Origin of the sequence: Pseudomonas sp. GWSMS-1 (assembly GCF_049847425.1) — a bacterium.
In the GTDB taxonomy this organism is placed as follows: domain Bacteria; phylum Pseudomonadota; class Gammaproteobacteria; order Pseudomonadales; family Pseudomonadaceae; genus Aquipseudomonas.
This window is the reverse complement of record NZ_JBMHHV010000005.1, coordinates 2299176-2324409: the sequence shown is the minus strand read 5'-3', so window position 1 is coordinate 2324409 and position 25234 is coordinate 2299176. Positions and strand designations below refer to the sequence as shown.

Genomic DNA, 25234 nt, shown 5'->3' with positions numbered 1-25234 from the left:
GCCTTACAGGCCGTGCTCATTCAGCCAGAGGTTGAGCGCGGCCATCTGCCACAACTTGGAGCCGCGCAGCGGGGTCAGCTGGCCGTGCGGGTCCGTCAGCAGACGGTCGAGCATGGCGGGGTTAAACAGGCCGCGATCCTGGCTGGGGTCCAGCAGCAGGTCGCGCACCCAACCGAGGGTGGCGCCCTCCAGATGCTTGAGGCCCGGTACCGGAAAGTAGCCTTTAGGCCGGTCGATGACCTCGCTGGGGATCACCTGGCGTGCAGCTTCCTTGAGTACATGTTTGCCGCCATCGGGCAGCTTGAAGCGCCCTGGAATTCGCGCGGAGAGCTCTGCCAGGCGGTAATCGAGGAACGGTGTGCGGGCTTCGAGGCCCCAGGCCATGGTCATGTTGTCGACGCGTTTGACCGGGTCATCGACCAGCATCACCGTGCTGTCGAGGCGCAGGGCTTTGTCCACTGCAGCGATTGCGCCGGGTTGGGCGAAGTGTTCGCGAACGAAGTCGCCCGCCGCATCACCGGTTAGCCAGGCCGGCTGCACGCAGGCGGCGTATTCGTCGTAGTCGCGGTCGAAGAAGGCGGCGCGGTAAGCGGCAAACGCATCCTCAGCTTGATCCACCTGCGGGTACCAGTGGTAGCCGGCGAACAGTTCATCGGCACCCTGGCCGCTTTGCACCACCTTGCAGTGCTTGGCCACTTCACGCGACAGCAGGTAGAAGGCGATGCAGTCGTGACTGACCATCGGCTCGCTCATGGCGCGGAAAGCGGCGGGCAGCTGGTCGAGAATCTCGTGCTCACCGATGCGCAGCTGATGGTGTTGAGTATTGAAGCGTTCGGCGATCAGGTCGGAATACTGGAATTCGTCGCCACGCTCTCCGCCGGCATCTTGAAAACCGATGGAGAAGGTCGAGAGGTTTTCCACCCCAGCCTCACGCAGCAGGCCGACCAGCATGCTTGAATCAACCCCGCCCGACAGCAGCACGCCGACATCCACAGCGGCGCGTTGACGAATCGACACCGCTTCACGCATGCCGTCGAGCACGCACTCTTTCCACTCGTCCAAGCCAAAGCTGATTTCATCACGCTGCGGGCCGAACGTTAGGTTCCACCAGGTGTGCTGCTCGCAGTTACCTTCGGCGTCGATGCGCATCCAGGTGGCGGGCGGCAGCTTCTCTACGCCTGCGAGCAGGGTGCGCGGCGCAGGCACTACGGCGTGGAAGTTCAGGTAATGGTTGAGCGCGATGGGGTCGAGAGTTTTGCCGATATCACCACCGGCCATAAGTGCCGGTAGGCTGGAGGCGAAACGCAGGCGCTGGCTGGTGCGCGACAAATACAGCGGCTTTACCCCGAGACGGTCGCGGGCAATAAACAGTTGCTGGGTGTCTCGTTCCCAAATCGCAAAGGCGAACATGCCATTGAGCTTGGGCAGCAGGTCTGTGCCCCAGGCGTGATAGCCCTTGAGCAGCACCTCGGTGTCACCGCCGGAGAAGAAGCGATAGCCCAGCGCTTTCAGCTCGTCACGCAGTTCCGGGTAGTTGTAGATGGCACCGTTGAAGACCATGGACAGGCCCAGATCGCTGTCGATCATCGGTTGGCCTGAGGCTTCGGCGAGATCCATGATCTTCAGCCGACGATGGCCAAGGGCAATCGGCCCTTGGCTGTGGAAGCCATGCGCGTCGGGACCGCGCGGGGCTAAGTGATGGGTGATCCGCTCGACTGCAGCCAGGTCGGCTGGTCGTTGATCAAAGCGTAATTCTCCAGCTATTCCGCACATAGTTTTCCTTACCGGTATTGCCGTTGGGGAGTGGTTTGGCTCAGCAAACCTTTTACACCAAAACAAAATAATGCTTTGATGTCAAAGTTTTATATCGAATTAAAAGGCGTGTATGGCGGATAAAAAGGTTTCTACTGAAATAGGTTTGTCATCTACTTCTGCGTTTGAATTACCCCTTTTTCAGGCGCTGCGGCGCTTGCAGCAGGCGGGTGAAGTGCACGCCAAGCGTCTCAGCCGTTTTGGTGGGCTGACGCCAATGCAATTGATGATTTTGCAGGTCTTGGCAGGCGAGAAGCGCCTGACGGCCAGCGACCTCAGTGGCCGCGTCAGCCTGACGGCGGCGACCTTGTCGGGCATGCTCGATCGGCTGGAGGAACGCGGGTTGTTGCAGCGTCAACGTGATGATCAGGACCGGCGCAAGCAGTGGTTACTGCTCAGCGAGCCCGGCCGTGCGTTGCTGCAACAAGCGCCGAGCTTGCTGCCACCGGAGTTCGTCGAGCGTTTTGCTGGGCTGCAGGAATGGGAGCGTCACAGCCTGACAGCCGCGCTGTTACGCGCGGCACAGCTGTGTGAGGAGATGGAGTAGCCACGGCGCGCGGCAACAGATGCGCGCGGCCTTGAGCGGCTTAGCGTTTGGCGCTGATCTTGGGTTGCTTGTACAAATCCAGCAGCACCTGGTCGAGTATCGACGAAGCGCCCCACGGCCGGGGGTCGTTGAGAATCGCCACCACCGCCCAGCTGTTGCCGTTGCTGTCGCGGCTAAAGCCCGCAATGGCGCGCACGTTGTTCAGCGTACCGGTCTTGATTCGTGCCTCGCCTACGAGTGGCGTGCGGTGCAGGCGTTTACGCATGGTGCCGTCCAGGGCGACCAGGGGCAACGAAGCCATGAATTCAGCTGCATAAGGGCTCTTCCAAGCGGCCTGTAGCAGGGTGGCCATTTCCCGCGCGCTGACCCGCTCGGCGCGAGAAAGCCCGGAGCCATTCTCCATTACCAGGTGCGGTGCCGTGATGCCTTTGCGCGCCAGCCAACTACGGATGACCCGCTGTGCCGCCTTGCTGTCGTCCTCGTCGGCGGCGTTGCGGAACTGCGCGCCCAGGCTGAGGAACAGTTGCCGGGCCATGGTGTTGTTACTGTACTTGTTGATGTCGCGGATGATCTCGGTCAAGTCCGGTGAGTAAGCGCGGGCCAGTAGGCGGGCTTTCTCCGGCACCGGGGCGAGGCGGTCCTTGCCCATGATGCTGCCGCCCAGTTCTTGCCAGATGGCGCGGATCGCGCCGGCGGCGTAGCTCGGGTGGTCGAGCAGCGACAGGTAGGTCTGCGAGCTGCAGCCTTCGGCCAGCTTGCCGCTGACAATCACCGTGGTGCCGTCGAACTCGGTCACGGGGTTGTAACGCACATCCGGCCAGCCCGGGCATTTGCCGGCGGGCAGGGCTTTGACTTGGTTGTCGATACGGATATCGGCAATAGGTGGCTCGGCGGCGATATGCACCTTGCCGCCTTCGGTGCGGGCGATAAAGCGCAGCGCTTTAAGGTTGACCAGCAGTGAGTCAGGCGTCACCAGGAAGGGCTTGTAGGCGTCGCCGCCGTCGTCATTAAAGCTGGGCAGCTGCGGTTGCACGAAGTGGCTGCGGTCGAGCACCAGGTCTCCGTTGACTTGATGCACGCCGTTGGCACGCAGGTCGCGCAGCAGTAGCCAGAGCTTTTCCATGTTGAGCTTGGGGTCACCGCCGCCCTTGAGGTACAGGTTGCCGTTAAGCACGCCATTTTTCAGTTGGCCGTCGGTGAAGAATTCGGTTTTCCATTGATGGGTCGGGCCGAGCAGTTCGAGCGCCGCGTAGGTGGTCACCAGCTTCATGGTCGAGGCCGGGTTAACGGAAATATCGGCATTGATAAAGCTGCTGCTGCCGGGACCATTGAGTGGAATGGTCACTACGGACAGGGATTGGCTGCTGATTTTGTTAACTTTTAACGACTGTTGAACCTTGTTTGATAAGCCGTTGTTGGCGGCTGCAAACGGTAGGCAAACAGGCAGTAGCAGGCCGGCGATGGCCAGGCGACGCAGGGTTTTGATCATGGGCGGCTACCCTCCAGCTGAGGGAAAAAAAGATGGCGCGAGAGATGTAAAGAGGTCCCAGCGCGGGTTGGGATAAAGTTGGCAATTATGCCTCAAGAGCAGGCCTACGCAGTGGCAGTAATTGCGGCGGCAGGGGGCTTTTCTGCAGGTCGCTTGATGACCTGTCGTCTTTGAGGCGGGCGTGCAGGCGGCGAAACTGCTAGAGTGCCGCGCGTTATCACTTTTGAGGATTGTTCCATGGCTACTAACCGTTCCCGCCGTCTGCGCAAAAAACTCTGCGTGGATGAATTCCAGGAGCTGGGTTTTGAGCTGAACCTGACCTTCAAGGAAGATCTGGCTGATGCAGCCATCGATACTTTCCTTGAAGATTTTCTGCGTGACGCCATGACCGCTAATGGTCTTGGCTATGTCGGTGGCGATGACTTCGGTCTGGTCTGCCTGGCCAAGCGTGGCTCGGTCAACGAAGAGCAGCGCGCTGCCGTTGAAGCCTGGCTCAAAGGCCGTGACGAGCTGGTGGAGTTCACTGTCAGCCCGCTGCTTGATGTCTGGTACCCAGACAATCAGCTGAATCAGGCCTGATGCTCTAAGCGGGGTATGCCTCACGCATGCCCCGCTGCTGTTCTCGTTTTCTACGCAAGACTTCCGCTAGCCGTCCAGGCCAGCCTTGGCCAGCAAAGCGGCCTCATCGATCGGGTCAATTTGTTCGCGCCGCACAAAGCGCTCGGCGTACTTCAAGTAGACTTTTTCCCGCACAAATAGGCTGAACAGTTCAGCGTCGATGTGCGCGGCCGTACACATACCCGCCATGATGTTCAGTGACTCAGACAACAACTTGCCTTTCTTGTAGGGCCGGTCGGCTGCCGTCAGGGCTTCAAAAATATCGGCAATCGCCATCATCCTCGCGGGCAGGCTCATGTCTTCGCGCTTCAGGCGTTTGGGGTAGCCGGTGCCGTCCATTTTCTCGTGGTGACCGCCGGCAATTTCGGCGACGTTGGCCAGGTGCGCGGGGAAGGGCAGGTGGTTGAGCATGCGAATGGTCTGCACCATATGGCCGTTGATGATGAAGCGTTCCTCGGCGGTCAGCGTGCCACGGCCGATGCTCAGGTTGTAAAGCTCACCACGGTTATGTTTATACGTCGGAACGTCGAGCTTGAACCCCAGGGGGTTATCGTCGGCAATCCGCTCGCTGTGCGGGCGCTCAAACAGGTGCTCAGGCTTGTCGCTTAGTAATGCTTCTTGCACGGGCAACTCGGGCGCCGGGGTGCGTGACTGGCGCTGGTTTTCTTCCCAAGAAACCCCCAAACGATCATCCAGTGTGCGCATCCAGGTGCGCGTGGCAATGCGGCGTAAACGCTCCAGGTCGGCCTCGGCCATTGCCTCGCCCCCCAGGTTGCAGTGGGCAATAAAGGCGAACTCATCATCCAGCGTGGCCAGCAGTTCATCGCGTACCAGCCCCAGAGCGTGCGCATCGCCGCCCTGGCTCAGGTTTTGCCAGTAGCTGATCCAAGCGTCACGTTTGAGCACTTCGAAGCGCATGCGCACTTCATGGAGGCGGTCACACAGGGTTTCCAGTTTGGTGGCTTTGTCCACCACGTACTCGGGGATGGTGACTTTGCCGCAGTCATGCAACCAGGCAGCGATATGCAGGGCTTCCCATTCTTCCTCATTGGGCTGGTAGTCACGAAACGCGGCCTCATCGCTGGCTGCCGCCGCGCGGGCGAGCATCAGGGTGATTTCCGGAACGCGTTGGCAGTGGCCGCCGGTGTAGGGACTCTTGGCGTCGATGGCGCCGGCGATCAGCTGAATAAAGGCGTCGAGGAGTTTTTTCTGTTGATCCAGCAGGCGCTGGCTCTCAATACACAGGGCGGCGACGCCGGATACGGCTTCGACATAGGCAATGCGCTCCGGGCGCAGCATGGCCAGGTCGGCTTCGTCGCCGCTGTCGCGGTGCAGCAGCACAAGTACCCCGAGGGTCTGGCCCTGGCGGTTATGCAGGCCGGTGCAGACCAAGTGCACACGCGGGCTATCGAGGCGGTGCAGCAGGCTCTGGAAGCCCTGAGCCTGTTCGAAACCGAGCGCCACGATAACGCTGGGGCCACCCGCTGCCGTCTGGGCGAGCCAGTCGGGTACGTTCGGGTCGTCCTGTGCAAAGGCGGCTATGTGGTAGGTATCGAGGCTGTGGTGCTGCCCATCAAGAATCAAATGATGGGGCTCCAGGCGCCCGCTATGGCTGTCGCACAGATAAAGCAGGCCGCCACTGGCGTCACTGAGCTTGACGGTTTCACGCAACACGCGGCGCAGTAGGGCATCGAAGCGGGTTTCCGCTGACAGTGTGGCGGTAATTTCAAGGAAGCTGGAAATGGTCTCCTTCATGCTCGCCATCGACACGGCCAGTTGGTTGACTTCCTTGACCATGGAACGAGCACTGGCCGGGTAGGTGAAGTTGAAACTGCGGATGGCTTCTGCTTCATCCACCAGCAGACGCAGCGGTTTGACCAGAATAGTGGAGAGCAGCCAGCCAATTGGAATACACAGCAGTAGGATGCCGAGCGTCAGTATCGCGCCCTGCCAGCGGATCCGGTAAGCATCAGCCAGCAGTTCGTTTTCCGGTACCAGCAAAGCCAGACGCAAGCCTTGTGGGCCACCTTCATCGAACTGACTGTAGGCGACTTGCCAGCGCTGCTCGCCCAGTTGCACGCTACCTTGGCGACCTTGAGCCAGGCCCAAGCTGAGAAATTCGGCCAGCACCGGGCTGAGATCCTTAACCTGAACCAGCTGCAGTGTGTCCCCAGGCACGATCAGGCGTGAGCTGTCTGGGTAGGCGACGGCGCTGCCGTCGGGGCTGTACAGCACCACCTCGGTGGAGGGCGTTATTTGGTGCGAGGCCAGCGTGGCGGAAAGGTCGGCGAGGGTTAGGTCGGCCGCCACGACTGTGCTCTCGCTGCTCTTGCGGGCGATGGTGGTGCCGATCTCTCCGGTGGAGAAGAAGGCGTAGGGCGCCGTGCTGTAATGCTCCTGACTCTGCATGGCGCCCTGGTACCAAGGACGGCTGCGCGGGTCGAAGGTTTCCTTGAGGTTTTGCCGCCGGCTGATGGGTTGCAGCTGCGCATCGAAGAACAGGTATACGGACTCCAGCCGTTGCTCGCTGATGCGGTCAATGCTCCACACCTGGTAAGCCGCATTAGTCGGGGCGTAGAAGATTTTCCGCAGTTTTTCACTGCGCAGCGGCCGCACCATGAAATAAGCGCCGTCGCCATAGCCCACATAGATCGATGCCAGTTTCGGATTGTCACGCAGCGCCTGGGCGAAGATTGGCAGCATGATCATGCGTTCATGACGATCACGACCGTTGACCTGCTCATTACGCGCCAGCAGGTTGATCATGAATTGAATCGGTTGGTAGGTATTGCGCAAATCCGCTTGCACTTCTTTGCGCATCTGGCTGAACAGCTGATCACTGCTGCTGAGAATGATGTTGCTGGTTTGCTGATAGTTGAAAACCCCCAGCACGGCCCCTGAGCTCAGCAGCAGCAGGCTGAACAGCACGCTGATATGAAAATGCAGCGGAAAGCGGCGTTCTTTGAGGCGTGGCGTCTGCTGCATGTCACACGTCCTTAAATGCATAACCAAGGGGCAAAGCATAGTGAACGCAGGCGGGCTTTGCCTGGCCCATCGGCGGCCTTAGGTCGTTGTGCTAGAGCCCTCGGTGCGGGTCTTTTTAAGCAGCTGTCGATGCTCTAACCAGCGCTCCAGGCCGTACACCATTAACGCCACCAGCAAAGCCAGCACCACGCCGATCAGGCTGTTGAATAAGCGCACCTGCGGCAGTTGCCAGTCGTGTGCCAGGCTTTCTGCCAGCAGCACAAAACATACGCTGGTCTGCAGCACAAACAGCCCGTAGTGATTGGCTTGCAGCGCGCGGCTGAGGGCGATTAGCGGCAGCAGTGTGGCAACCATCAGTGCTGGGTTTTGTAGGCTATGGCCGAGCAGTATCAGCAGTGCCGCGGCACCCAGGCTGGCCAGAATCGATTGCACGGCGCGCACCAGGCTGCCCTGAAAACTCAGCTGCAAGGTGGTGACCACCGTGAGCGTCAGCCAGTAGCCACGGTGCAGTTGCGCCAGGTTGACGATCAGTCCGGACAGGGCAAATGCCAGGGTGCAGCCCAGCGCATGCAGCCGCCATTTCTGTTTCGGCAGGCGTTTAGCGTGACGTTTGAGTACTTTGAAAATGCTGATAAAGCGCGGCATATACGGCCACATGCGCAGGCCATGCATGCCGCGCAGGCCAAAGGCCAAGAGCATCACCCAGAGGCCGCCTAGGATAAACAGCATGGCGATGGCGTAGGGGTTATTCAGCGTACCGAGGCCCTGTTGACCTTGCCCCAGACACAAGCAGATGGCCAGGCCGATGCCCAGCTTGCCGGCTTCACTGCCAAAGCGTTGCAGCCAGGCCAGGAGAAAACCGAATAACGCGAAGATCAGAAAGCTGGTGTAAGGATGATCGGCCGACCAAAAGCCTAATCCGGCACTGGCCGCACCCAGGCCGCAGAGCATCAACATGCGCAGCATCCCGAGGCGATGCAGGGGGTTGGCCTGAGCGGCCTGAAACGCGCCCACTGAGGCCCAGAGAAACCCCGGGTGCGCGCTGAACAGCCCGAGCAGCAAAGGCAGCGCGCAGCCAAAGCCCGCCACCATCGCCGGGCCCCAGGCAGGCGGACCGGCATGCCAGCTAAAGGTTTGTCGTAATAGGCTATTCATGGCTTATACCGGACTGGAGCGGCCCGTCATCTCGCGGGCCATTTCTGTAGCGTAGCTATCAGTCATGCCCGCAATAAAGTCGATCATGCGCAGAAATGATTTGTACAACGGCCAGTGCGGGTCAGGTGCGTTATTGCCCAGTAGGTCGAGAATGCGGCGGTTCTTGAACGACGGCGTGCGCCCGCCATGCTGTTCAAGGGCCGCGCCACAGAAAGCGTTCAAGAGGATTTCCAGCGTGGTGTAAGCGCCGATTTCATGCAGGGTCTTGCGCTTGTCCTGAAAGATTTTTTGCCGTGCCATGTCTTTGGCGCTTTGCACGCAACGTTTAGCCGTGCCGTGCATGTGCTCGACCAGGTCGCCTTGCAGCGTGCCGGCAAGCAGGGCGTCTTGCTGCTCGACAAAGGCTTCGGCGGCGGCGTTGGTCAGGTGCTCGATGGCTTTGCCGCGCAAAATCGCCAGCTTGCGCCGTTTGGAGTCATCGGGGCCGAGCTGACGGTAGGTTTCCGGCAGGTCATCGCCCACCAGATCGAGCAGCAGCGCTTCAACTTCGCTGTACTCAAGCAACTCCATTTCCAGGCCATCTTCCAGGTCGATCAGGCCGTAGCAGATGTCGTCCGCCGCCTCCATCAGGTACACCAGCGGATGACGTGCCCAGCGTTGTTCGTCCAATTGCGGCAGGCCTAGCTTGCCGGCGATTTGCTCCAGCAGTGGCAGCTCGCTCTGGTAACAGCCGAACTTGTGCTTTTTGTAGCCCAGGGCTTCGGCGTGGCGTGCGGTCCAGGGGTATTTCAGGTAGGTGCCCAGCGTTGCGTAGGTCAACCGGGTGCCGCCGTCGAACTGGTGGTATTCCAGTTGAGTGAGTACGCGAAAACCCTGAGCGTTGCCCTCGAAGCTGAGAAAGTCGCCGCGTTCGCTGGCCGTCATATCGTCCAGCCAGCCGCGCCCTGCGGCCTGCTGAAACCAGTGGCGAATGGCGTCCTCGCCGGAGTGGCCGAAAGGCGGATTACCGATGTCGTGGGCCAGGCAGGCGGACTGCACAACCATGCCCAAATCACTCGGTTCACACCAACCGGGCAATGCATCGCGGATCATTTCACCGACGCGCATACCCAGCGAGCGACCGACGCAGCTGACTTCCAGTGAATGGGTCAGGCGGGTGTGGATGTGGTCATTACTGGACACCGGGTGCACCTGGGTCTTGCGGCCCAAACGACGGAAAGCGCCGGAGAAGATGATGCGGTCATGGTCTTTATGGAAGGGCGTGCGGCCCAATTCATCGGCACTGTGCGTGGGTTTGCCGAGTCGTTCGCGGTTGAGCAGGGTTTGCCAATCCAAGGTATGTCCTCGCCGTTACCTGGCTTTTGTCCGCTAGCTTCGGGGTTCTGTGCGCATCATGCAAGGCGCAGCGCTTTGACTGTGCGTTGTGAAGTCAAAAGCCAGCGGCATCAATATCAATCAGCAGCAGCCGTTTGCCGTTGTCGATAAATTGCCCTGCGGTCAGGCAGTACTGGTTGGTGGTGGCGTCGCGGTAGGTGCTAGAGAGAATCAGCCGACGCTCATCCCAGCCTTCGGCAAGCAGCTGATAGAAATACGGTCGCCATGACCAGTTATGCCCGACATAGCGCGCGTCGCTGCGCCAGTGCGGTTCATGCCACTCTAGGTTGGCCGTAAGCTGGGTGCCGTGGCGGTCGCACTGGAAGATGCGCAGCAGCCAAGGGTAGGCGTGCGGTTGTGGTAAGTGATCTGGGGACGAGCCGCCTTCGATCCAGCTTTTAAAACTGTTCATCAGCTCGCCCAGTTGCTGGCGCAGGCTCATCAGGCGCGCACGCTCGGCGAGTTTTTGCTGCACATAATGGTCGCGCAAGTGGGCAAAGCGTTTCACGAAGGCATTGCTGCTGAAAAAAGCTTCTTCGGGTTTGGCAAACAGATAACCCTGCACATAGCGCGCTCCGCACTCTAGGGCAAAGTCCAGCTCAGCTTCGGTTTCCACGCCTTCGGCAATGATCCAGCAACCGGTTTTTTCCGCCATCTGCGCTAGCGCTTTAACCACTTCGCTGCTCGGCCCGCCACGCGCAGCCTGTTGGAACAGTCGCATGTCTAACTTGAGAATGTCGGGTTGCAGGGCCAGTACGCGGTCGAGCTGCGAGTAGCCGGCGCCGAAGTCGTCAATGGCGATCCGCGCACCGGCTTGCCGGTAGCGCTCGACCACGCCAGGTAGGCGTGCGCTGGCGCCGCCTAACTCAGTAATCTCGAAGACGATGCGCGCGGGGTCGATACCGCTGCGCTCCAGTTGTTTCAGGCTGGGCAAGGCTTGCTCGGGGCGCAGCCGGCTGATCCAGCGTGGCGAAATATTCAGGCTGAGGAACCAGTCCTGCGGGGCTTCGTGGAAGCGTGTGAGCGCTTGTTGGCGCACCTCACGGTCGAGGCGGCGCAGGGCGGCCGGCGGGGTTTTCGGGTCGCTAAACAAGGGACCAGCTGAGTGCAGTTGGCCATAGTCAGTGCGCAGGCGCGCCAAGGCTTCGACGCCGGCGATACGCCCGGTGGCGGTATCGATAAAAGGTTGGAAAACAGCAAGCGGTTGACCGTTGAACACTGCGCAGTTCCTTAGCCAGGCAAGACGCCCCAGTGGGCGTTATAGCCGGGTGACTAAGCAAGATTGTGGCCAGATTAATCCTCTGTGCAGCTATCTTTAGTCGCGTTCGCCGTCTTGTCAGTGTGGCGTGGCGGGTTACGCCTGAGCAGCGGGAAGGCGATCAGAGCGATGCGCAGCCAGCGTCGCCAATGGCCTCGGCGAATGCCAACGGTGGCCATTAGCAGCGCACTGCCTGCGACCCAAAAGGGTGCATTGCTGTTGCCCAACTCTTCGCGCCAATGCTTGCGCAAATATTGTGCTTGGCGCAGCGGTTGCAGCATGACCAGGCTTTCGTGGCGCAGCTCCTGGCGATGCATTTCCAGGCGCATACGCAGCAGGGTTTTACGCAGTTCACGGCGCGAGGCTTTGGCGGGTGGCTCGGGCATATTCATGGCAGCAGTTGCTCACGGTCGCGGGCCAGCTCTTCAAGGCTGGCGCTGAAGGGCGCAGGCGCATTACGGACCCGCTGCAGCAGTGTGATCAACGCGCTCAGTAGCCCTAGCGCATAAAAAGCACACAGGCCACTGATGACCAGCAGGCGATGACTTTCCCAGAAGGTTATTAACAGCGCGGCAGACAGGCCAATGAGCAGCAGTAGACCAAAGAACAGGCTCAGGCAGGTTAGCACCAGCAGGTTCAACGTATGGCTTTGCTGCTCTTTGAACTCTTCAGCAAACAGCGCGATGTGGCCCTGCAATAACCCCAGCAAGGCACGGCCAAATCGCTGTGGCGAAGTGCCGCGACTTGTCGGGGTAGGCGGTGTTGCATCCATTGCGATTCTCTTTAGCGGCGGGAGATCAGCATACCCAGTAATAAGCCGATAGCGGCTGCAACGCCGAGGGTCTGCCAAGGGTGAGTCTGCACATAGCCTTCAGTGGCATCAAGGGCCGCTTTGCTGCGTGCATGCAGCGCGTCTTCGGCGTTGTGCAGGGTGCCGCGCGCGCGACCTAGGCTACTACGGATTTGCTCGCGCAGTTCCTCTGCCTGCTCGCCTGCGAGGCTGGCGGAGTGTTGCAACAGGCTTTCGGTGTCGCGTACCAGTGCCTGAAATTCTTCGAGTAACTGATCCTGGCTGGACGCTGCGGGGTCTTACGGGCCATAAATGTCTCTCCTTTTGACGAACAGTGTAGGGGTTCGAGTCCTGAGAGTAGCAGGGGTTCCTTTTTTCTTCGGTGAGCGGCGTCGGAATGCGGTAATGGCTGGTACAACGTTTGCATTGCGCTGGTGCGTACTCTTGCGAGAGCGCCCTCTTATAGGGCTGCAAGGGGGTTGGCTGGGACGCCGTGGTGCATCTATAACTTACTAATAACTATGGAATAAGTACTTTGAAGTCGGGTTGGTACAGCACTCGCTTGGTGCTGTACCAACCCGGCGTCGACAAAGTGGAAGGGGGCAATTGCTGCTATCTGGTGCACATTTGTCGGCTAGTGATCCGCTTTGGTGCTTTTCCCGCGACGGAGTTTTCTTTGCAGATGGAAAACATCAACAGTGCTGTGGAAACCCTGATTCACGGCTCCAATACCTTATTTATCCTGCTCGGCGCCGTGATGGTGCTGGCCATGCACGCCGGTTTTGCCTTTCTCGAGGTGGGCACGGTCAGGCAGAAAAACCAGGTCAACGCCTTGTCGAAGATCATTTCTGACTTTGCCGTGTCGGCCTTGGCCTATTTCTTCGTCGGTTATTGGATTGCCTACGGCGTGACCTTCCTTGAGCCGGCCAGTGTGCTGACTGAAGGTAACGGCTATGCCTTGGTGAAGTTCTTCTTTCTACTGACTTTTGCCGCGGCTATCCCGGCGATTATCTCCGGTGGTATCGCTGAACGCGCCAAGTTTGGCCCGCAGCTGTGTGCCACGGTGTTGATCGTGGCGTTTATCTATCCTTTTTTCGAGGGCATGATCTGGAATGGTAACTATGGTGTGCAGGCCTGGCTGGAGGCGCGGTTTGGCGTAGCGTTTCATGACTTTGCTGGTTCGGTGGTGGTGCATGCCGTGGGCGGGTGGCTGGCCTTCGGGGCGGTGATCCTGCTGGGGCGCCGCAATGGCCGTTACCGTGAGGGGCGTCTGGTGGCCTTTGCACCGTCGAATATTCCGTTTCTTGCGCTGGGCTCGTGGATTCTGATCATCGGCTGGTTTGGCTTCAACGTGATGAGTGCGCAAACCCTCGGCAGCGTCAGCGGCCTGGTGGCGGTCAATACATTGATGGCGATGGTCGGCGGCACCGTAGCGGCGTTGTTTGTCGGCCGTAATGACCCGGGCTTCCTGCACAACGGCCCATTGGCCGGGCTGGTGGCGGTGTGTGCCGGCTCTGACTTGATGCACCCGGTAGGCGCCTTGGTTACCGGGGCGATTGCCGGTGCGTTGTTCGTCTGGGCGTTTACCGCAACCCAGGTGAAATGGAAGATCGACGATGTGCTTGGTGTCTGGCCGCTGCATGGCCTGTGCGGCGTGTGGGGCGGTATTGCCTGTGGCATCTTCGGCCAGCAGGCGCTGGGCGGTTTGGGCGGTGTTAGTTTAGCCAGCCAACTTATCGGCACCGGGTTGGGCGTGACAGTGGCCTTGCTTGGCGGGCTGCTGGTCTATGGTGTTCTGAAGCTCAGCGTAGGTATTCGCCTGAGCCAGGAGCAGGAGTACTACGGTGCCGACCTCTCGGTGCATAAGATTGGCTCAACCAGCCAGGATTAATGGCTAAGCACTCATGCAAAAGGCCCGGGCAAATGCCCGGGCCGTTTTATTACAACTGCAGAAGAGATGCTTAGAGCAGTGGCAGGGTGTAGCTGACGATCAGGCGGTTCTCGTCGAGATCACCACCGGTTGCCGCTGCGTTGCTGCGTACCATTGCGTTGCGCCAGCGGAAGGCCAGGTTTTTGAACGTGCCTTGCTGAATGGTGTAGCTGACATCAACATCACGTTCCCACTCTTTGCCATCGCGACCGAGGGATCCATCGAACCCATCGCCGGTGACATAGCGCACAAAAGCGCTCAAGCCAGGTACACCATAGGTGGCGAAGTTGACGTCATAGCGTGCCTGCCAGGATTTCTCATCTTTGCGGGTGAAGTCGAGAATTTGCAGGTAGTTGACGATGTAGGGGTCGGTTTCAGTGAGGAATGGAAAGGCGTTGTCGCCGCCGACCTTCTGGTAGCCAAGTCGGAAGGTGTGGGCGCCGGTACCGGCCCACAGGTTGACCGAGGTCAGGTCGTTATCCAGTTTTCCGCCGAGTTTGCTGCCATTGTCCTGAGAATCGAAGTAGGCCAGGTTGGCGCCCAGCTTCCAGTCACCGATGGGTTGTATATGGATCAGGTTGTACATTTTTTGGTCGTAAATATCCTCTAGTTCGCCATACCACAGGCCAACAGTGGTGTTGCCAGCATTGAACTTGTAGTCACCACCGGCGAAGTTGTAGCGGTCACTCTTACCGCCAACGTTGCTGGCCGTAATGTCTTGGCTGTCGGTGGAGTTGCGGAAGTTCACCTCGCGCAATTGCCCGCCGTTGAGTGTCAGTCCGTCAATTTCCTGGGAAGTGACCATCCCGCCAGTGAATACTTGAGGAAGCAGGCGTGAGTCACCGGAAGATACGATAGGCAATTTAGGCATCAGTCCGCCGACCTTACCTACAGTTTTAGAAATGCGAACTTTAGCCGCTGCAGTGGCTTCGGAGTATTCCCCCGGCCCCTCATTACCAAAGCCGTTCGGCAGCAGGTTGGTGCCGGCGCGCTCATCAGATGAGTCGAGCTTCAGCCCTAGCCCTGCATAGGCATCCAAGCCAAAACCTACTGTACCTTCGGTGAAACCGGACTCAGCCTTGAAGAGAAAACCTTGAGCCCATTCTTCGCGCTTGGATTGCTGCGCCGCAGTACTGTTGCGCAAGTCGCGGTTCAAATAAAAGTTGCGCAGCTCGAGGCTCGCTTTGCTGTCCTTGATAAATTCTGCCTGAGCCAGCGATGGCAAGGTGAGGCAGGAGCCCAGTGTGGCGAGTGCCACAGCGCGGGCGAGGGGGGTTGTGCTCATTATTATTAGCTCCTCGTGTATGCGGGTCGGCGTGTGCCCGATCTATTCCAGCGAGACGCAATAAAACATGGACGTCTGTCCTTAGCTTTTAGACTTTGGTCGGTTATGCGTCATTGAATAGGGCTGCGGAGCAGTGTGCGGTCGTTGCAGGCGCTCTAGCACGAGCATGGCGCCGTTGATCGGATTGCCCAGGGTCAGGTTAAAGTTTCATCGTGTTTGGCCGCCAACCTATTAATACACCGCCTAGGTACTTTGCCATGAACCCTCTGGCTGCAAACTTATCTTCCGCCACGCGCCCGTCTTCCGTCACTGCTCAGCCGGTTGTGCGTAATGCTGCTGACGCGCAGGCAACGCTGGCCAATCGTCTGGCCGAACGTCTCGGCCTTGAGCCAGGTGCTCTGGCCGGCAAGGCCAATGACTACAGCCCGGAAAAAGTCGCCGGGCGCATTCTTGGGTTTATCGAGCAGCGCTTGCAAAGCGAGCAAGCGGCCGGCGCTGATACCGGCAAACTGCAAAAGCTTCTCGACCAAGCCCGTGAGGGGTTGAGAAAGGCTTTGGCGAAGCGCGCAAGATTCTCGACGGCATGGGTGTGCTGCAAGGCAAGGTGGCGAGCGATATTGACGACACTTACCAAAAGATTCAGGACGGGTTCAGTGACCTGAGCAAGCGTTTTAGCCCCGATGCGGCATTAGTTGAGGGCTCAAGCAGCATTGCGGCCTACAGCGAGCGCTTTGCCGCCCAGGCAGAAACCTTCGAGATGTCGGTGACTACCCGTGATGGTGACCGCCTGCGTATTTCCATCGCCCAGGCATCGGCCAACTGGTCGCAAAGTGGCGTTGTCGCGAGCAGTAATGGCAATGGCAGCTCTATGGTCGCCAGCAGTCAATCGGGCAGCCTGCAGATTGGTGGCTGGCAGGTCAGTGTTGAAGGCGAGCTGGATGATCAGGAGCGTGCCGCACTGGAAAAACTTTTCGGTCAGGTGCAGGAACTCTCCAACAAATTCTATTCCGGTGATCTAAACGGTGCCTTCGATCGCGCCATGGCGCTGGAGATGGACGGTGAGCAGTTGGCGTCGATGTCTCTGCGTCTGACGCAAACCACCGTACGCCAAGCGACCGATGCCTACAGTGCCGTCGCGCAAGACGCAGGGCAGGCCGCCAGCGCAGTTAACAATTCGCTAATCGACTACGCCCAGGGCCTGCTCGAAGCGCTGCGTAACGTCAATCAGGTGGTTGAAGAGGGCGCCGGTAAGAGCAGCCTGCTGGATCTGCTTAAAGGCGGTTTCTCGCTGGACGAGCGTTTTGACAGCGGTCGGCTGGACAAGGCCGCGCAGCTCAATAGTCGCTTGCTCGATGGTTTGCAAAACCTAGGTATCCTGGGCCTGGACAGCGCCAAGGGCACCGACGTCTGAGTCATGCGCAGTGCTAAACTGCACGTCCAGTCGTCGGAGGTGCGTAGATGCTCCCGGAATGCCAACTGTTTGGAACGCTCGGCTGCCACCTTTGTGAGGTGGCGGAAGCCTTATTGATGCCATTTGTCGAGCATGGTCTGTTGGTCGAGTTGGTCGATATTACTGAGCATGAATACTTGGTCGAGGATTACGCGCTGCGTATCCCGGTGTTACGTCGCTGCGATACCGGGCCGAGTTGAACTGGCCATTCGAAGCTGAACACATTGTCGAATTTCTACGCAGCGCCTGATATATGTGCGCTGCGTGCTGGTCACTGATTTATTCAAGGAAAAATATTGATGAGCATGGTGCATGGCGACGCCTTGTCGCTGCTGCTGTTCCGATTGCACAGCGGCCGTTTGCTGGGGATCAACCTGCTCAAGGTTCAGGAAATTATTCCATGCCCCGCGCTGACCAAGTTGCCCAGCCGCCACCCGCATGTGCGTGGTGTCACCACCCTGCGCGGGTCTGCGTTGACGGTAATCGACCTGGCCAAGGCCATCGGCGAGCAAGGGGTTCCTGGGAGCAATGACGGTTGTCTGATCGTTACTGAACTCAGCCGTTCACGGCAGGGCCTGCATGTGCAGAGCGTGGAACGCATTGTTCAGTGTTCCACCCGCGATGTGCGTCCACCGCCGGCAGGTTCCGGCAGCAAGGCGTTTATCACTGGGGTGACGCAGATCGACGGCAAGATTGTGCAGATTCTAGATATCGAAAAAGTGCTGCATGAGCTTGCACCGATGATTGTCGAGGAGTTGGACGAGCAACTGTTGTCAGAGCGTGAGCGCGCACTGCTCAAGGGCCGTCGCGTGCTAGTCGTGGATGACTCCCACGTCGCGTTGCACCAGACCATGATTACCCTGCGCAAACTGGAGCTGGATTGCCAGATGGTCCGCAGCGCTGCCGACGCGCTTGAACTGCTGCAGAAGCAGTTTGATGCTGGGGAGCCCATCGAGGTGTTGGTTTCAGATATCGAAATGCCAGAAATGGACGGCTACGACCTGGTTCGTACCCTGCGTAAAAAACCAGATATCGGGCAGATCTATGTGCTGCTGCACACCTCGCTCGACAGCACAATGAACACTGAAAAAGCCAAGGCAGTCGGTGCCAATGACGTGCTGACCAAGTTCTCCATCGTCGATCTGAGTAAGGCCTTGGTGCGCGCGTTCGATAGCCTGTAATAGGCTTTTCGATACCCATAAAAAAGCCCGCATTGAGCGGGCTTTTTTATGGGTTTTATCTGCGCTGATCAGGGCAGTAAAACCAGAATTTGGTCGGAGAGACAGGATTCGAACCTGCGACCTTCTCGTCCCGAACGAGACGCGCTACCAAGCTGCGCTACACTCCGATTGGGCAAGATTTTACTGAAAAAGTTCTACCGCACAAGGGCTTAGGTTTTAATTTTTTCTATCGTTCAGCGCTCTTTAGCTGCGCCTGAAACAATCCAGGCGTCGGGTAATAAATTTCTGACGACGCCTGGGGTATTAACTTACAGCTCTTTGACGGTGCGCACTTGGTCCTTGTTGACCTTGGCGCGTTTGCCGTCGAGTTGTTCGAACTCATAGAAGCCCGAATCCTCGTCAAAACTCGGCTCATCGATGGTCTGGATTTCACGGCCATCGTTGAGGGTAATCACGGTGGGGGATGCGCAGCCTGTCAGCGCGACCAGGCCCAAGGTAAGCAGCATTGCTGGAATAATCCGCTGGGTCATGGAGATCTCCTTAATTGATAGATGTTTTACCCAGCTTGTGACGAGACTTCGCCAGGCAAGTTCCCTTCTTCCGGTAAGAGCGCGCCACGCTGAGTAATTCTGGCGTATTGAAGTTGGCCAGACGCGGGTCGCCCTGCGGGAGTTCTAAGGTCAGGGGATCAAGGCTGCGCAGCCAGCGCTGCGGGCTGCGCTCACCGGCTTGCCAGGCCAACTCCAGGCTAGGGTGAAGCGCGGTGGGAATGACGCTGAATAGCGGCTCAAGAAAATCACCCTGGCGGATCACCACGGCGCGCTCGCCAGCCTGGCGCAAGAGCTTAACCAGCAGCGGCCTGTCGAGTTGCGGGGCATCGCACGGCAGGATCAGCAGGTGCGGATGCAAGGCTACGCGCAGGCCGGCTCTGATGCCCGCCAGGGGACCCTGGAAGTCAGCCTGATCATCGGCCACCAGGCGATCTGCGAAATGTGCGTATTGCTCGCTGTTGCGATTGCAGGAAATGATCAGATCGTCGGTCAGGGGGCGAACCAGTTCGTGCAGCCAGGCAATCAGCGGCCGGCCTTGCCAGTCGAGCAGCCCCTTGTCCTGGCCGCCCATACGTTGCCCGCGCCCGCCCGAGAGCAGCAGCACAGAGCAGGCAGGTAGGGTGTTAGCGGTGGGCATATGACGTCTCCGGAAACGGGCCTGTGATATAACGGCGAGCATTATTGCCCATAACTGGAAGCCTGCCATGAACCACAAGGCCGAGGCACATTTCGTGCCCTTGAATATCGCTGTGTTGACCGTCAGTGACACCCGCAGCCTGGACACCGACACCTCCGGCCAGCTGTTTGTTGACCGCCTGCAGGCTGCCGGCCACCAGCTCGCCGCACGGGTTCTGCTCAAGGACGATCTGTACAAAATTCGCGCACAAGTGGCGACCTGGATTGCTGAAGATCAGGTGCAGGTGGTGCTGATTACCGGCGGCACCGGCTTCACCGGCCGCGACAGCACCCCGGAGGCCGTGAGCTGTTTGCTGGACAAACAGGTCGATGGATTTGGTGAGCTGTTTCGGCAAATTTCTGTGCCTGATATTGGTACGTCGACCATTCAGTCCCGCGCTCTTGCTGGTCTGGCCAACGGCACGTTGGTGTGCTGTCTGCCGGGCTCGACCAACGCCTGCCGTACTGCCTGGGACGGCATCCTCGGCGAGCAGCTGGATAACCGTCACCGCCCATGCAATTTCGTCCCGCATCTCAAGTCGGTGGCCGCTTGCGAGAGCCGTGGATGAGCGGCTGTGACAAGCCGGGCCTGATGCCCGTCGAAGCGGCGCTGGCGCGTTTGCTGGCGCAGGCTGAGGCCAGTGCGATTGTTGAAACTGAACAGGTCAATCTGAGCGATGCTGCTGGTCGGGTATTGGCCGAGCCACTGCTGGCTGAGCTGGATCTGCCGCCTTGGGACAACAGCGCCATGGACGGTTACGCCCTGCGCCTGGCCGACTTGAATGGCGAGCCCCTGGTCGTCAGCCAACGTATCCAGGCCGGTAGCGCACCTGCGCCTTTGCAGCCGGGAACCTGCGCACGAATCTTTACCGGGGCGCCTCTACCAGCCGGCGCCGATACCGTGGAGATGCAGGAAAACGCCGTGCCCGGCGAGGATGGTCGCGTTGCCTTTAGCGCGCCGCTGAAGCTCGGGCAGAACGTGCGCGCCCAGGGTCAGGAAACACGTATCGGCGATTGTGTGCTGCCGGCAGGGACTCGCCTGGGGCCTATCGAGCTGGGGCTTGCGGCGTCGCTAGGCTGCGCCGAATTGACCGTGCGCCGGCGGCCGCGTGTGGCTGTGTTGTCTACCGGTGATGAGCTGGTCGAGCCGGGTCAGCCGCTCGGCCCTGGGCAGATCTACAACAGCAATCGACGTTTACTGATCGCCTGGCTGCAGCGTCTGGGCTGCGAGGTGGTGGACGGCGGCATTCTGCTCGATGACCTGGAGTTGACCCGTGCGGCGCTGGGTGCGCTGAGTGATGTCGACCTGATTCTCTCTACCGGCGGCGTGTCGGTGGGCGAGGCGGATTTTCTCGGTATGGCGCTGCGTGAAGAGGGTGAGCTGGCGCTGTGGAAACTGGCGATCAAACCGGGCAAACCGCTGACCTGCGGGCAGTTCCGGGGTGTGCCGGTGATTGGTCTGCCGGGCAATCCGGCGTCGACTTTGGTGACCTTTGGTTTGCTCGCACGGCCTTATCTGTTGCGCCGCTTGGGTATGCAGCGGGTCGAGCCGCTTGGCTTTCCGATGCCGGCCGGCTTTACCTGGGGCAAGCCAGGCAAGCGCCGCGAATACTTGCGTGCGCGACTGGAAAATGGCCGGGTGGTGCCTTACCCGAACCAGAGTTCCGGGGTGCTGCGCAGCGCCGCCTGGGCTGAGGGGTTTGCTGAAGTGCTGGAGAACACCACCTTGGGCGAGGGCGATAGCCTGCGGTTTATTCCGCTTAGCGAGATTCTCGGCTAGCGCCGTTAGGCTTTGCGCTGGCTCTCGCGAAATTCGCCTGGGGTCTGCCCGGTCCAGCCTTTGAAGCTGCGGTGGAACGAGCGCGATTCAGTAAAACCCAGGTAGCTGGCGATATCCTGAATCGCCAGCTCGCTGCGCAGCAGGTAGTGTTCGGCCAGTTCCTGGCGCAACTCATCGAGAATCTGCTGGTAACTGGTGCCGGCCAGTTGCAAATGACGCTGCAGAGTGCGCACCGTCATATTGAATTTCTCGGCCACCCGTTCCTTGCGCGGCAGACCATCTTTGAGCAGCAACCTGAGCGCGTTTTTCACCCGCTGCGGCAGCGGTTCGTTGCCGTCCAGCCCGGCCATCAACGTCAGTGCATGTTCTTCCAGGGTACGCAGCAGGTTGGCGTCGGCCTGGCGCAGCGGCACCGCTAAGTACTCCAGTGGCACGATCAACGCGTTGCAGCTTTGCTCGAAGCGGATCGGACAGCCGAAGATCGTTTGGTATTCGGTAATGTCGACACCCTCAGGCAGGGCATGCTCGAACCACACCTCACGCGGCGAACTGTCCGATTCGGAGATCCAGCGTGCATACAGCAGCCATGACGCCAGGACGTTCTCTACCAGGTGGCGGCGAATCGGTTCGGCTTGATGACGACAGGCCCAGATCAGCTTGACGTGGTCGCTAGCGGGCTCGACCCGGCTGACGCCCATATCGCCCACCAGTTTTTCATAGGGCACGATGCGACCCATGGCCTCACCGAGGGTCGCGCAATTCATGGTGATGTAACCCAATACGCTCCAGGAGCCTGGCTGCACAAAGCGCGCGCAATGTAGACCAAACAACGGGTCGTTCGAGGCCGTGAGCAGGTGTGCGAGCAAGCGCTCATGGGTTTCGCTGGGGATACGTTTGCCGTTATCGGCCAGGTTTTCGGCTTTGATGCCGGCTGCTGCGAGCGCCTGATCGACATCCAGCTCCAGGTGTTCGGCATGGCGCAGGTATTTGAGTAAGGCGGGGACTGAGGTGTAGCCGAGATTGTCGGTCATCTTCTTATTCTGAATGTCTTGATTGGCGATAGCGCCTGGCTTGATTCGACAGTGACGCGCTTGAGCGGCCGGCTAGTATAGGCAGCCATAGAGGGTGACTGAAATATCCGGGAGACACAGATGCGACGTTGGAACGGCTGGGGTGATGAAGCAACAGTGGTGGAGCTGCCGAGCCATGGTGAGGCTTTTCTTGCTGAACTGGTCGGCCCTGGCCAGTTGCTTGCCGATGCCAGCCTGGAGCAGGTGTTGGCCCAGGTACCGACTTCGCGTCTACAGGCTCACCCGCTGATCTGTCTGAATGCCGAAGACCGTGTGCGCCATGCCCGCGGCCAGAGCCTGCCGGATTGGCTGGCGATGCGTTCGGGTGATTTTGGCGTGTTCCCCGATGGCGTGGCCTATCCAGAGAGCGCCGCACAGATTCGTGAGTTGCTGGCTTGGGCCAGCCAGCAGGACCTGATCGTGATTCCCTACGGTGGCGGCACCTCGGTGGCTGGGCATATCAATCCTCAAGCTGGCAGCAAACCGGTGCTGACCCTGTCGCTTGAGCGCATGGGCAAACTGATCGAAATTGATCACGACAGCCTGATCGCTACCTTCGGCCCCGGCGCCAATGGCCCGCAAGTGGAAAGCCAGTTGCGCGCCCAGGGCTACACCCTTGGCCATTTTCCGCAGTCCTGGGAGCTGTCGACCCTCGGCGGCTGGGTCGCCAGTCGTTCCAGTGGTCAGCAGTCATTGCGTTATGGGCGTATCGAGCAATTGTTTGCCGGCGGTAAGGTCGAGACTTTCGCCGGCACCCTAGAAATACCAACCTTTCCGGCATCTGCGGCCGGGCCTGACCTGCGGGAAGTGCTGATGGGCTCGGAAGGGCGCTTCGGCATCATTTCTGAGGTCAAGGTGCGCATCACCCGCCTGGCCGAGCAGGAGAATTTCTATGCGGTATTTTTGCCCAACTGGCAGCTGGCACTGAGCGCCATTCGCAGCCTGGCTCAGGCTCGGGTGCCGCTGTCGATGCTGCGCCTGTCCAACGCCATCGAGACCAAAACCCAGCTGGCCCTGGCCGGTCATCCGCAACAGATCGCCTGGCTGGAGAAGTACCTGGCCCTGCGCGGCGCAAGGGATGGCAAGTGCATGCTGACCTTCGGCGTGACCGGCAGCCGCACGCAGAATGCCGCTTCGCTGAAACAGGCGAAGAAACTGCTGAAGGGTTTCGGTGGCATCTTTACCGGCACTCTGCTGGGCAAGAAGTGGGCAGAAAATCGCTTCCGTTTCCCCTACCTGCGCCATGGCCTGTGGGCCGCCGGTTACGCGGTGGACACCCTGGAAACCGCCACCGACTGGAGCAATGTCGATAACCTGCTGAACAAGGTTGAGGCCAGCTTGCGCAACGGCTTGAGCGAAGAGGGCGAACAGGTGCATGTGTTTACTCACCTGTCCCACGTCTACAACCAAGGCTCGAGTATCTACACGACTTACGTGTTCCGCCCTGGCAGTGACTACGCCGAGGCCATGGCGCGCTGGCAAAAGCTCAAGCATGCCGCTTGCCTGACCATCGCCGAGAACCGCGGCACCATCAGCCATCAGCACGGTGTGGGTCGTGATCACGCGCCGTACCTGCCGGTGGAGAAGGGCGAGTTGGGCATGGCCGCGCTCAAGAGTCTGGCCGTGCACTTCGACCCTGAACAGCGCCTGGCTCCTGGCGTGCTGATTCAGGATTGATGATGACTCAGTGGAACGCCGCCTGGCGTGAACAGGCACTGCCTGAGCTGGCTGCTCGCGACTGGGACCTGATCGTGGTCGGTGGCGGCATCAGCGGCGCCGGGATCCTGCGTGAAGCCGCGCGGCGTGGCTGGAAATGCCTGCTGCTGGAACAGCGCGATTTCGCCTGGGGCACCTCTAGTCGCTCGTCGAAGATGGTGCATGGCGGCCTGCGTTATATCGCCAAGGGCCAGTTTGGCCTGACCCGTGACTCGGTGCGTGAGCGCCAGCGTTTGCTGCAAGAAGCGCCGGGTCTGGTCGATCCCTTGAGTTTTATCATGGCGCATTACCAGGGCGGCTTTCCTGGGCCCAAAGTATTTGGCTGCCTGCTGGCGGTGTATGATGCTCTGGCTGGCAAGCGCAACCACCTGTATTACCCGCTGCAGCAGCTGCGCTACCTGGCACCTGGCATCAAGGAAGGCGACTTGCTTGGCGGCACACGATTTTTCGATGCCGTGACCGACGATGCACGCTTGGTGCAGCGTGTGCTTGGTGAGGCCCGTGCCGAAGGGGCGGAAGCGCTCAACGGCATGCGTGTGGTTGAACTGCAGCGTGAGAATGGGCGGGTCACCGGCCTGATCGCCGAAGACAGCGAAACAGGCTTGCGCTACAGCTTTAAGACCCGTGCTGTGGCGCAGGCCACCGGGGCTTGGGCCGATCAACTACGCAGTAAAACGGGTCTGGAACATATCCGCCCACTGCGCGGCAGCCACCTGCTGCTGCCGGCCTGGCGCTTACCGGTGGCGCATGCCTTTAGCTTCATGCACGCGTCTGATAAGCGCCCGGTATTTGTCTTCCCTTGGGAAGGCGCAACGGTGATTGGCACCACTGATCTGGATCACCCGGCCCCCCTGGCTGAAGAAGCACGGATCAGCCCGGACGAAGTCACTTATCTGCTCGATGCCTGCGCTCAGCAGTTTCCCGCAGCCGGGATAGGTGCGGCCGATGTGCTGTCGACCTGGGCCGGCGTGCGCCCGGTGGTCAGCGATGGTGAGCCGGGACGCAAACCCTCGGATGAAAAGCGCGAACACGCGCTCTGGGTTGAACCCGGCTGCGTGACCCTGGCTGGCGGCAAGCTGACCACCTTCCGCCTGCTGGCACTGGAGGTGCTGCAGGCTTGCGCGCCGATGGTTGGCCGCACGGTCGACGACCATGGCGCGGCGACCTTTGCAGCGCTGTCCAGCCTGCCGATGCCTACGCTAAGCCCGGCTCAGCAGAAGCGCCTAATCGGTCGTTATGGTCGGGCGCTGCCGCAATTGCTGGCGCTGATCGACGAGCTAGGTGTTGAGCAGGTAGTCGGTACGGACACCTTATGGGCCGAACTGGCTTGGGCCGCCGAGCAGGAGTTGGTGCTGCATCTGGATGATCTGCTGCTGCGCCGTACCCGTTTGGGCCTGCTGTTGGCCCAGGGGGCTGCCGCCGAACTGCCGCGTATCCGTGCGTTGTGCCAGGCGCGGTTGGACTGGGATGACGCGCGCTGGCAGCAGGAAGAAACGGATTATCTGGCGCTCTGGCAGCGCTGCTACAGCTTGCCCATAGACGACTGATTAACAGCCAGTAGCCCGGAT

20 protein-coding genes, 1 tRNA gene and 3 pseudogenes are annotated in these 25234 nt (G+C 59.8%); 10 read left to right on the top strand and 14 right to left on the bottom strand.

The genetic code is table 11. The features are described from left to right. Positions 1-3: 3 nt before the first annotated feature. Positions 4-1773, bottom strand: coding sequence for an N-acetylglutaminylglutamine amidotransferase (locus tag ACEPAJ_RS14550; RefSeq protein ID WP_425915633.1), 1770 nt, complete (start codon positions 1771-1773; stop codon positions 4-6). A 112-nt stretch (positions 1774-1885) separates the two neighbouring features. Here ACEPAJ_RS14550 and ACEPAJ_RS14545 point away from each other — a divergent pair, with 112 nt between their 5' ends. After that, entirely contained in the window at positions 1886-2359 is a 474-nt protein-coding gene (locus tag ACEPAJ_RS14545; protein WP_425915632.1) for a MarR family winged helix-turn-helix transcriptional regulator, read from the top strand. A gap of 40 nt (positions 2360-2399) precedes the next feature. Here ACEPAJ_RS14545 and dacB read toward each other — a convergent pair whose 3' ends face one another. Beyond that, on the bottom strand, positions 2400-3848 hold the full coding sequence (dacB, locus tag ACEPAJ_RS14540; RefSeq protein WP_425915630.1) for a D-alanyl-D-alanine carboxypeptidase/D-alanyl-D-alanine endopeptidase: 1449 nt from the start codon (positions 3846-3848) through the stop codon (positions 2400-2402). A 237-nt stretch (positions 3849-4085) separates the two neighbouring features. Here dacB and ACEPAJ_RS14535 point away from each other — a divergent pair, with 237 nt between their 5' ends. After that, positions 4086-4427, top strand: coding sequence for a YggL family protein (locus tag ACEPAJ_RS14535; RefSeq protein ID WP_274088659.1), 342 nt, complete (start codon positions 4086-4088; stop codon positions 4425-4427). Positions 4428-4493: 66 nt separating this feature from the next. Here the strand turns inward: ACEPAJ_RS14535 and ACEPAJ_RS14530 are convergent, their stop codons facing one another. From ACEPAJ_RS14530 to ACEPAJ_RS14500, 7 genes and pseudogenes are all read right to left on the bottom strand, one after another. After that, entirely contained in the window at positions 4494-7451 is a 2958-nt protein-coding gene (locus ACEPAJ_RS14530; protein WP_425915628.1) for an HD domain-containing phosphohydrolase, read from the bottom strand. 78 nt (positions 7452-7529) lie between these two features. Beyond that, entirely contained in the window at positions 7530-8606 is a 1077-nt protein-coding gene (locus ACEPAJ_RS14525; protein WP_425915626.1) for an FUSC family protein, read from the bottom strand. Positions 8607-8609: 3 nt separating this feature from the next. Further along, the gene (locus ACEPAJ_RS14520; protein WP_425915625.1) at positions 8610-9941 is read right to left on the bottom strand and encodes a deoxyguanosinetriphosphate triphosphohydrolase; all 1332 of its coding nucleotides are present in this window, start codon (positions 9939-9941) and stop codon (positions 8610-8612) included. A 94-nt stretch (positions 9942-10035) separates the two neighbouring features. Next, a complete protein-coding gene (locus ACEPAJ_RS14515) occupies positions 10036-11199 on the bottom strand; it encodes an EAL domain-containing protein (RefSeq protein ID WP_425915623.1) in 1164 nt (387 codons plus the stop codon). A 74-nt stretch (positions 11200-11273) separates the two neighbouring features. After that, positions 11274-11630 (bottom strand): hypothetical protein, encoded by a 357-nt coding sequence (locus ACEPAJ_RS14510; protein ID WP_425915621.1) that lies wholly within the window; start codon positions 11628-11630, stop codon positions 11274-11276. After that, positions 11627-12010 (bottom strand): phage holin family protein, encoded by a 384-nt coding sequence (locus ACEPAJ_RS14505; RefSeq protein ID WP_425915619.1) that lies wholly within the window; start codon positions 12008-12010, stop codon positions 11627-11629. Before ACEPAJ_RS14505 ends, ACEPAJ_RS14510 begins: the two co-directional genes overlap by 4 nt. An 11-nt stretch (positions 12011-12021) precedes the next feature. After that, a pseudogene (locus ACEPAJ_RS14500) lies at positions 12022-12303 on the bottom strand (DUF883 family protein); the annotation flags it as partial. Between the two features lie 407 nt (positions 12304-12710). On the opposite strand from ACEPAJ_RS14500, the gene ACEPAJ_RS14495 reads away from it, so the two are divergent. Continuing rightward, positions 12711-13919, top strand: coding sequence for an ammonium transporter (locus tag ACEPAJ_RS14495; RefSeq protein ID WP_425918051.1), 1209 nt, complete (start codon positions 12711-12713; stop codon positions 13917-13919). A gap of 70 nt (positions 13920-13989) precedes the next feature. On the opposite strand, the gene ACEPAJ_RS14490 is transcribed toward ACEPAJ_RS14495, so the two are convergent. Beyond that, positions 13990-15243: an OprD family porin gene (locus tag ACEPAJ_RS14490; protein ID WP_425915617.1), complete on the bottom strand. Its 1254-nt coding sequence runs from the start codon at positions 15241-15243 to the stop codon at positions 13990-13992. 257 nt (positions 15244-15500) lie between these two features. Between ACEPAJ_RS14490 and ACEPAJ_RS14485 the strand changes: the two are divergent. The 3 genes and pseudogenes from ACEPAJ_RS14485 (at position 15501) to ACEPAJ_RS14475 (ending at position 17874) form a co-directional block, all read left to right on the top strand. Next, positions 15501-16654: pseudogene (locus ACEPAJ_RS14485) on the top strand (DUF5610 domain-containing protein). 47 nt (positions 16655-16701) lie between these two features. Next, positions 16702-16943, top strand: a pseudogene (locus ACEPAJ_RS14480) (glutaredoxin family protein). Between the two features lie 49 nt (positions 16944-16992). Further along, complete coding sequence (locus tag ACEPAJ_RS14475; RefSeq protein ID WP_425915615.1) at positions 16993-17874, top strand: chemotaxis protein CheV; 882 nt, start codon at positions 16993-16995, stop codon at positions 17872-17874. Positions 17875-17964: 90 nt separating this feature from the next. Here the strand turns inward: ACEPAJ_RS14475 and ACEPAJ_RS14470 are convergent. The 3 genes from ACEPAJ_RS14470 to mobA all read right to left on the bottom strand — a co-directional run bounded on the left by ACEPAJ_RS14470 (position 17965) and on the right by mobA (position 19062). Next, positions 17965-18041 (bottom strand) — tRNA-Pro (locus ACEPAJ_RS14470). 141 nt (positions 18042-18182) lie between these two features. Further along, positions 18183-18404 carry a YgdI/YgdR family lipoprotein gene (locus ACEPAJ_RS14465; protein ID WP_322948949.1) on the bottom strand — a complete coding sequence of 74 codons (222 nt, stop codon included), beginning with the start codon at positions 18402-18404 and terminating at the stop codon, positions 18183-18185. A gap of 10 nt (positions 18405-18414) precedes the next feature. After that, on the bottom strand, positions 18415-19062 hold the full coding sequence (mobA, locus tag ACEPAJ_RS14460) for a molybdenum cofactor guanylyltransferase MobA (RefSeq protein ID WP_425915612.1): 648 nt from the start codon (positions 19060-19062) through the stop codon (positions 18415-18417). Between the two features lie 67 nt (positions 19063-19129). On the opposite strand from mobA, the gene moaB reads away from it, so the two are divergent. Further along, a complete protein-coding gene (gene moaB, locus ACEPAJ_RS14455) occupies positions 19130-19669 on the top strand; it encodes a molybdenum cofactor biosynthesis protein B (protein ID WP_274088643.1) in 540 nt (179 codons plus the stop codon). Further along, positions 19666-20880 (top strand): gephyrin-like molybdotransferase Glp, encoded by a 1215-nt coding sequence (gene glp, locus ACEPAJ_RS14450; protein ID WP_425915610.1) that lies wholly within the window; start codon positions 19666-19668, stop codon positions 20878-20880. The genes moaB and glp overlap by 4 nt, the downstream gene beginning before the upstream one ends. Before the next feature lie 5 nt (positions 20881-20885). Here glp and ACEPAJ_RS14445 read toward each other — a convergent pair whose 3' ends face one another. Then, positions 20886-21911, bottom strand: a complete 1026-nt coding sequence (locus tag ACEPAJ_RS14445; RefSeq protein ID WP_425915608.1) for an AraC family transcriptional regulator — start codon at positions 21909-21911, stop codon at positions 20886-20888. A 120-nt stretch (positions 21912-22031) separates the two neighbouring features. Between ACEPAJ_RS14445 and ACEPAJ_RS14440 the strand changes: the two genes are divergently transcribed. After that, positions 22032-23627, top strand: a complete 1596-nt coding sequence (locus tag ACEPAJ_RS14440) for an FAD-binding oxidoreductase (RefSeq protein ID WP_425915606.1) — start codon at positions 22032-22034, stop codon at positions 23625-23627. A 2-nt stretch (positions 23628-23629) separates the two neighbouring features. Then, positions 23630-25213, top strand: a complete 1584-nt coding sequence (locus ACEPAJ_RS14435; protein ID WP_425915604.1) for an FAD-dependent oxidoreductase — start codon at positions 23630-23632, stop codon at positions 25211-25213. Positions 25214-25234: the final 21 nt, after the last annotated feature.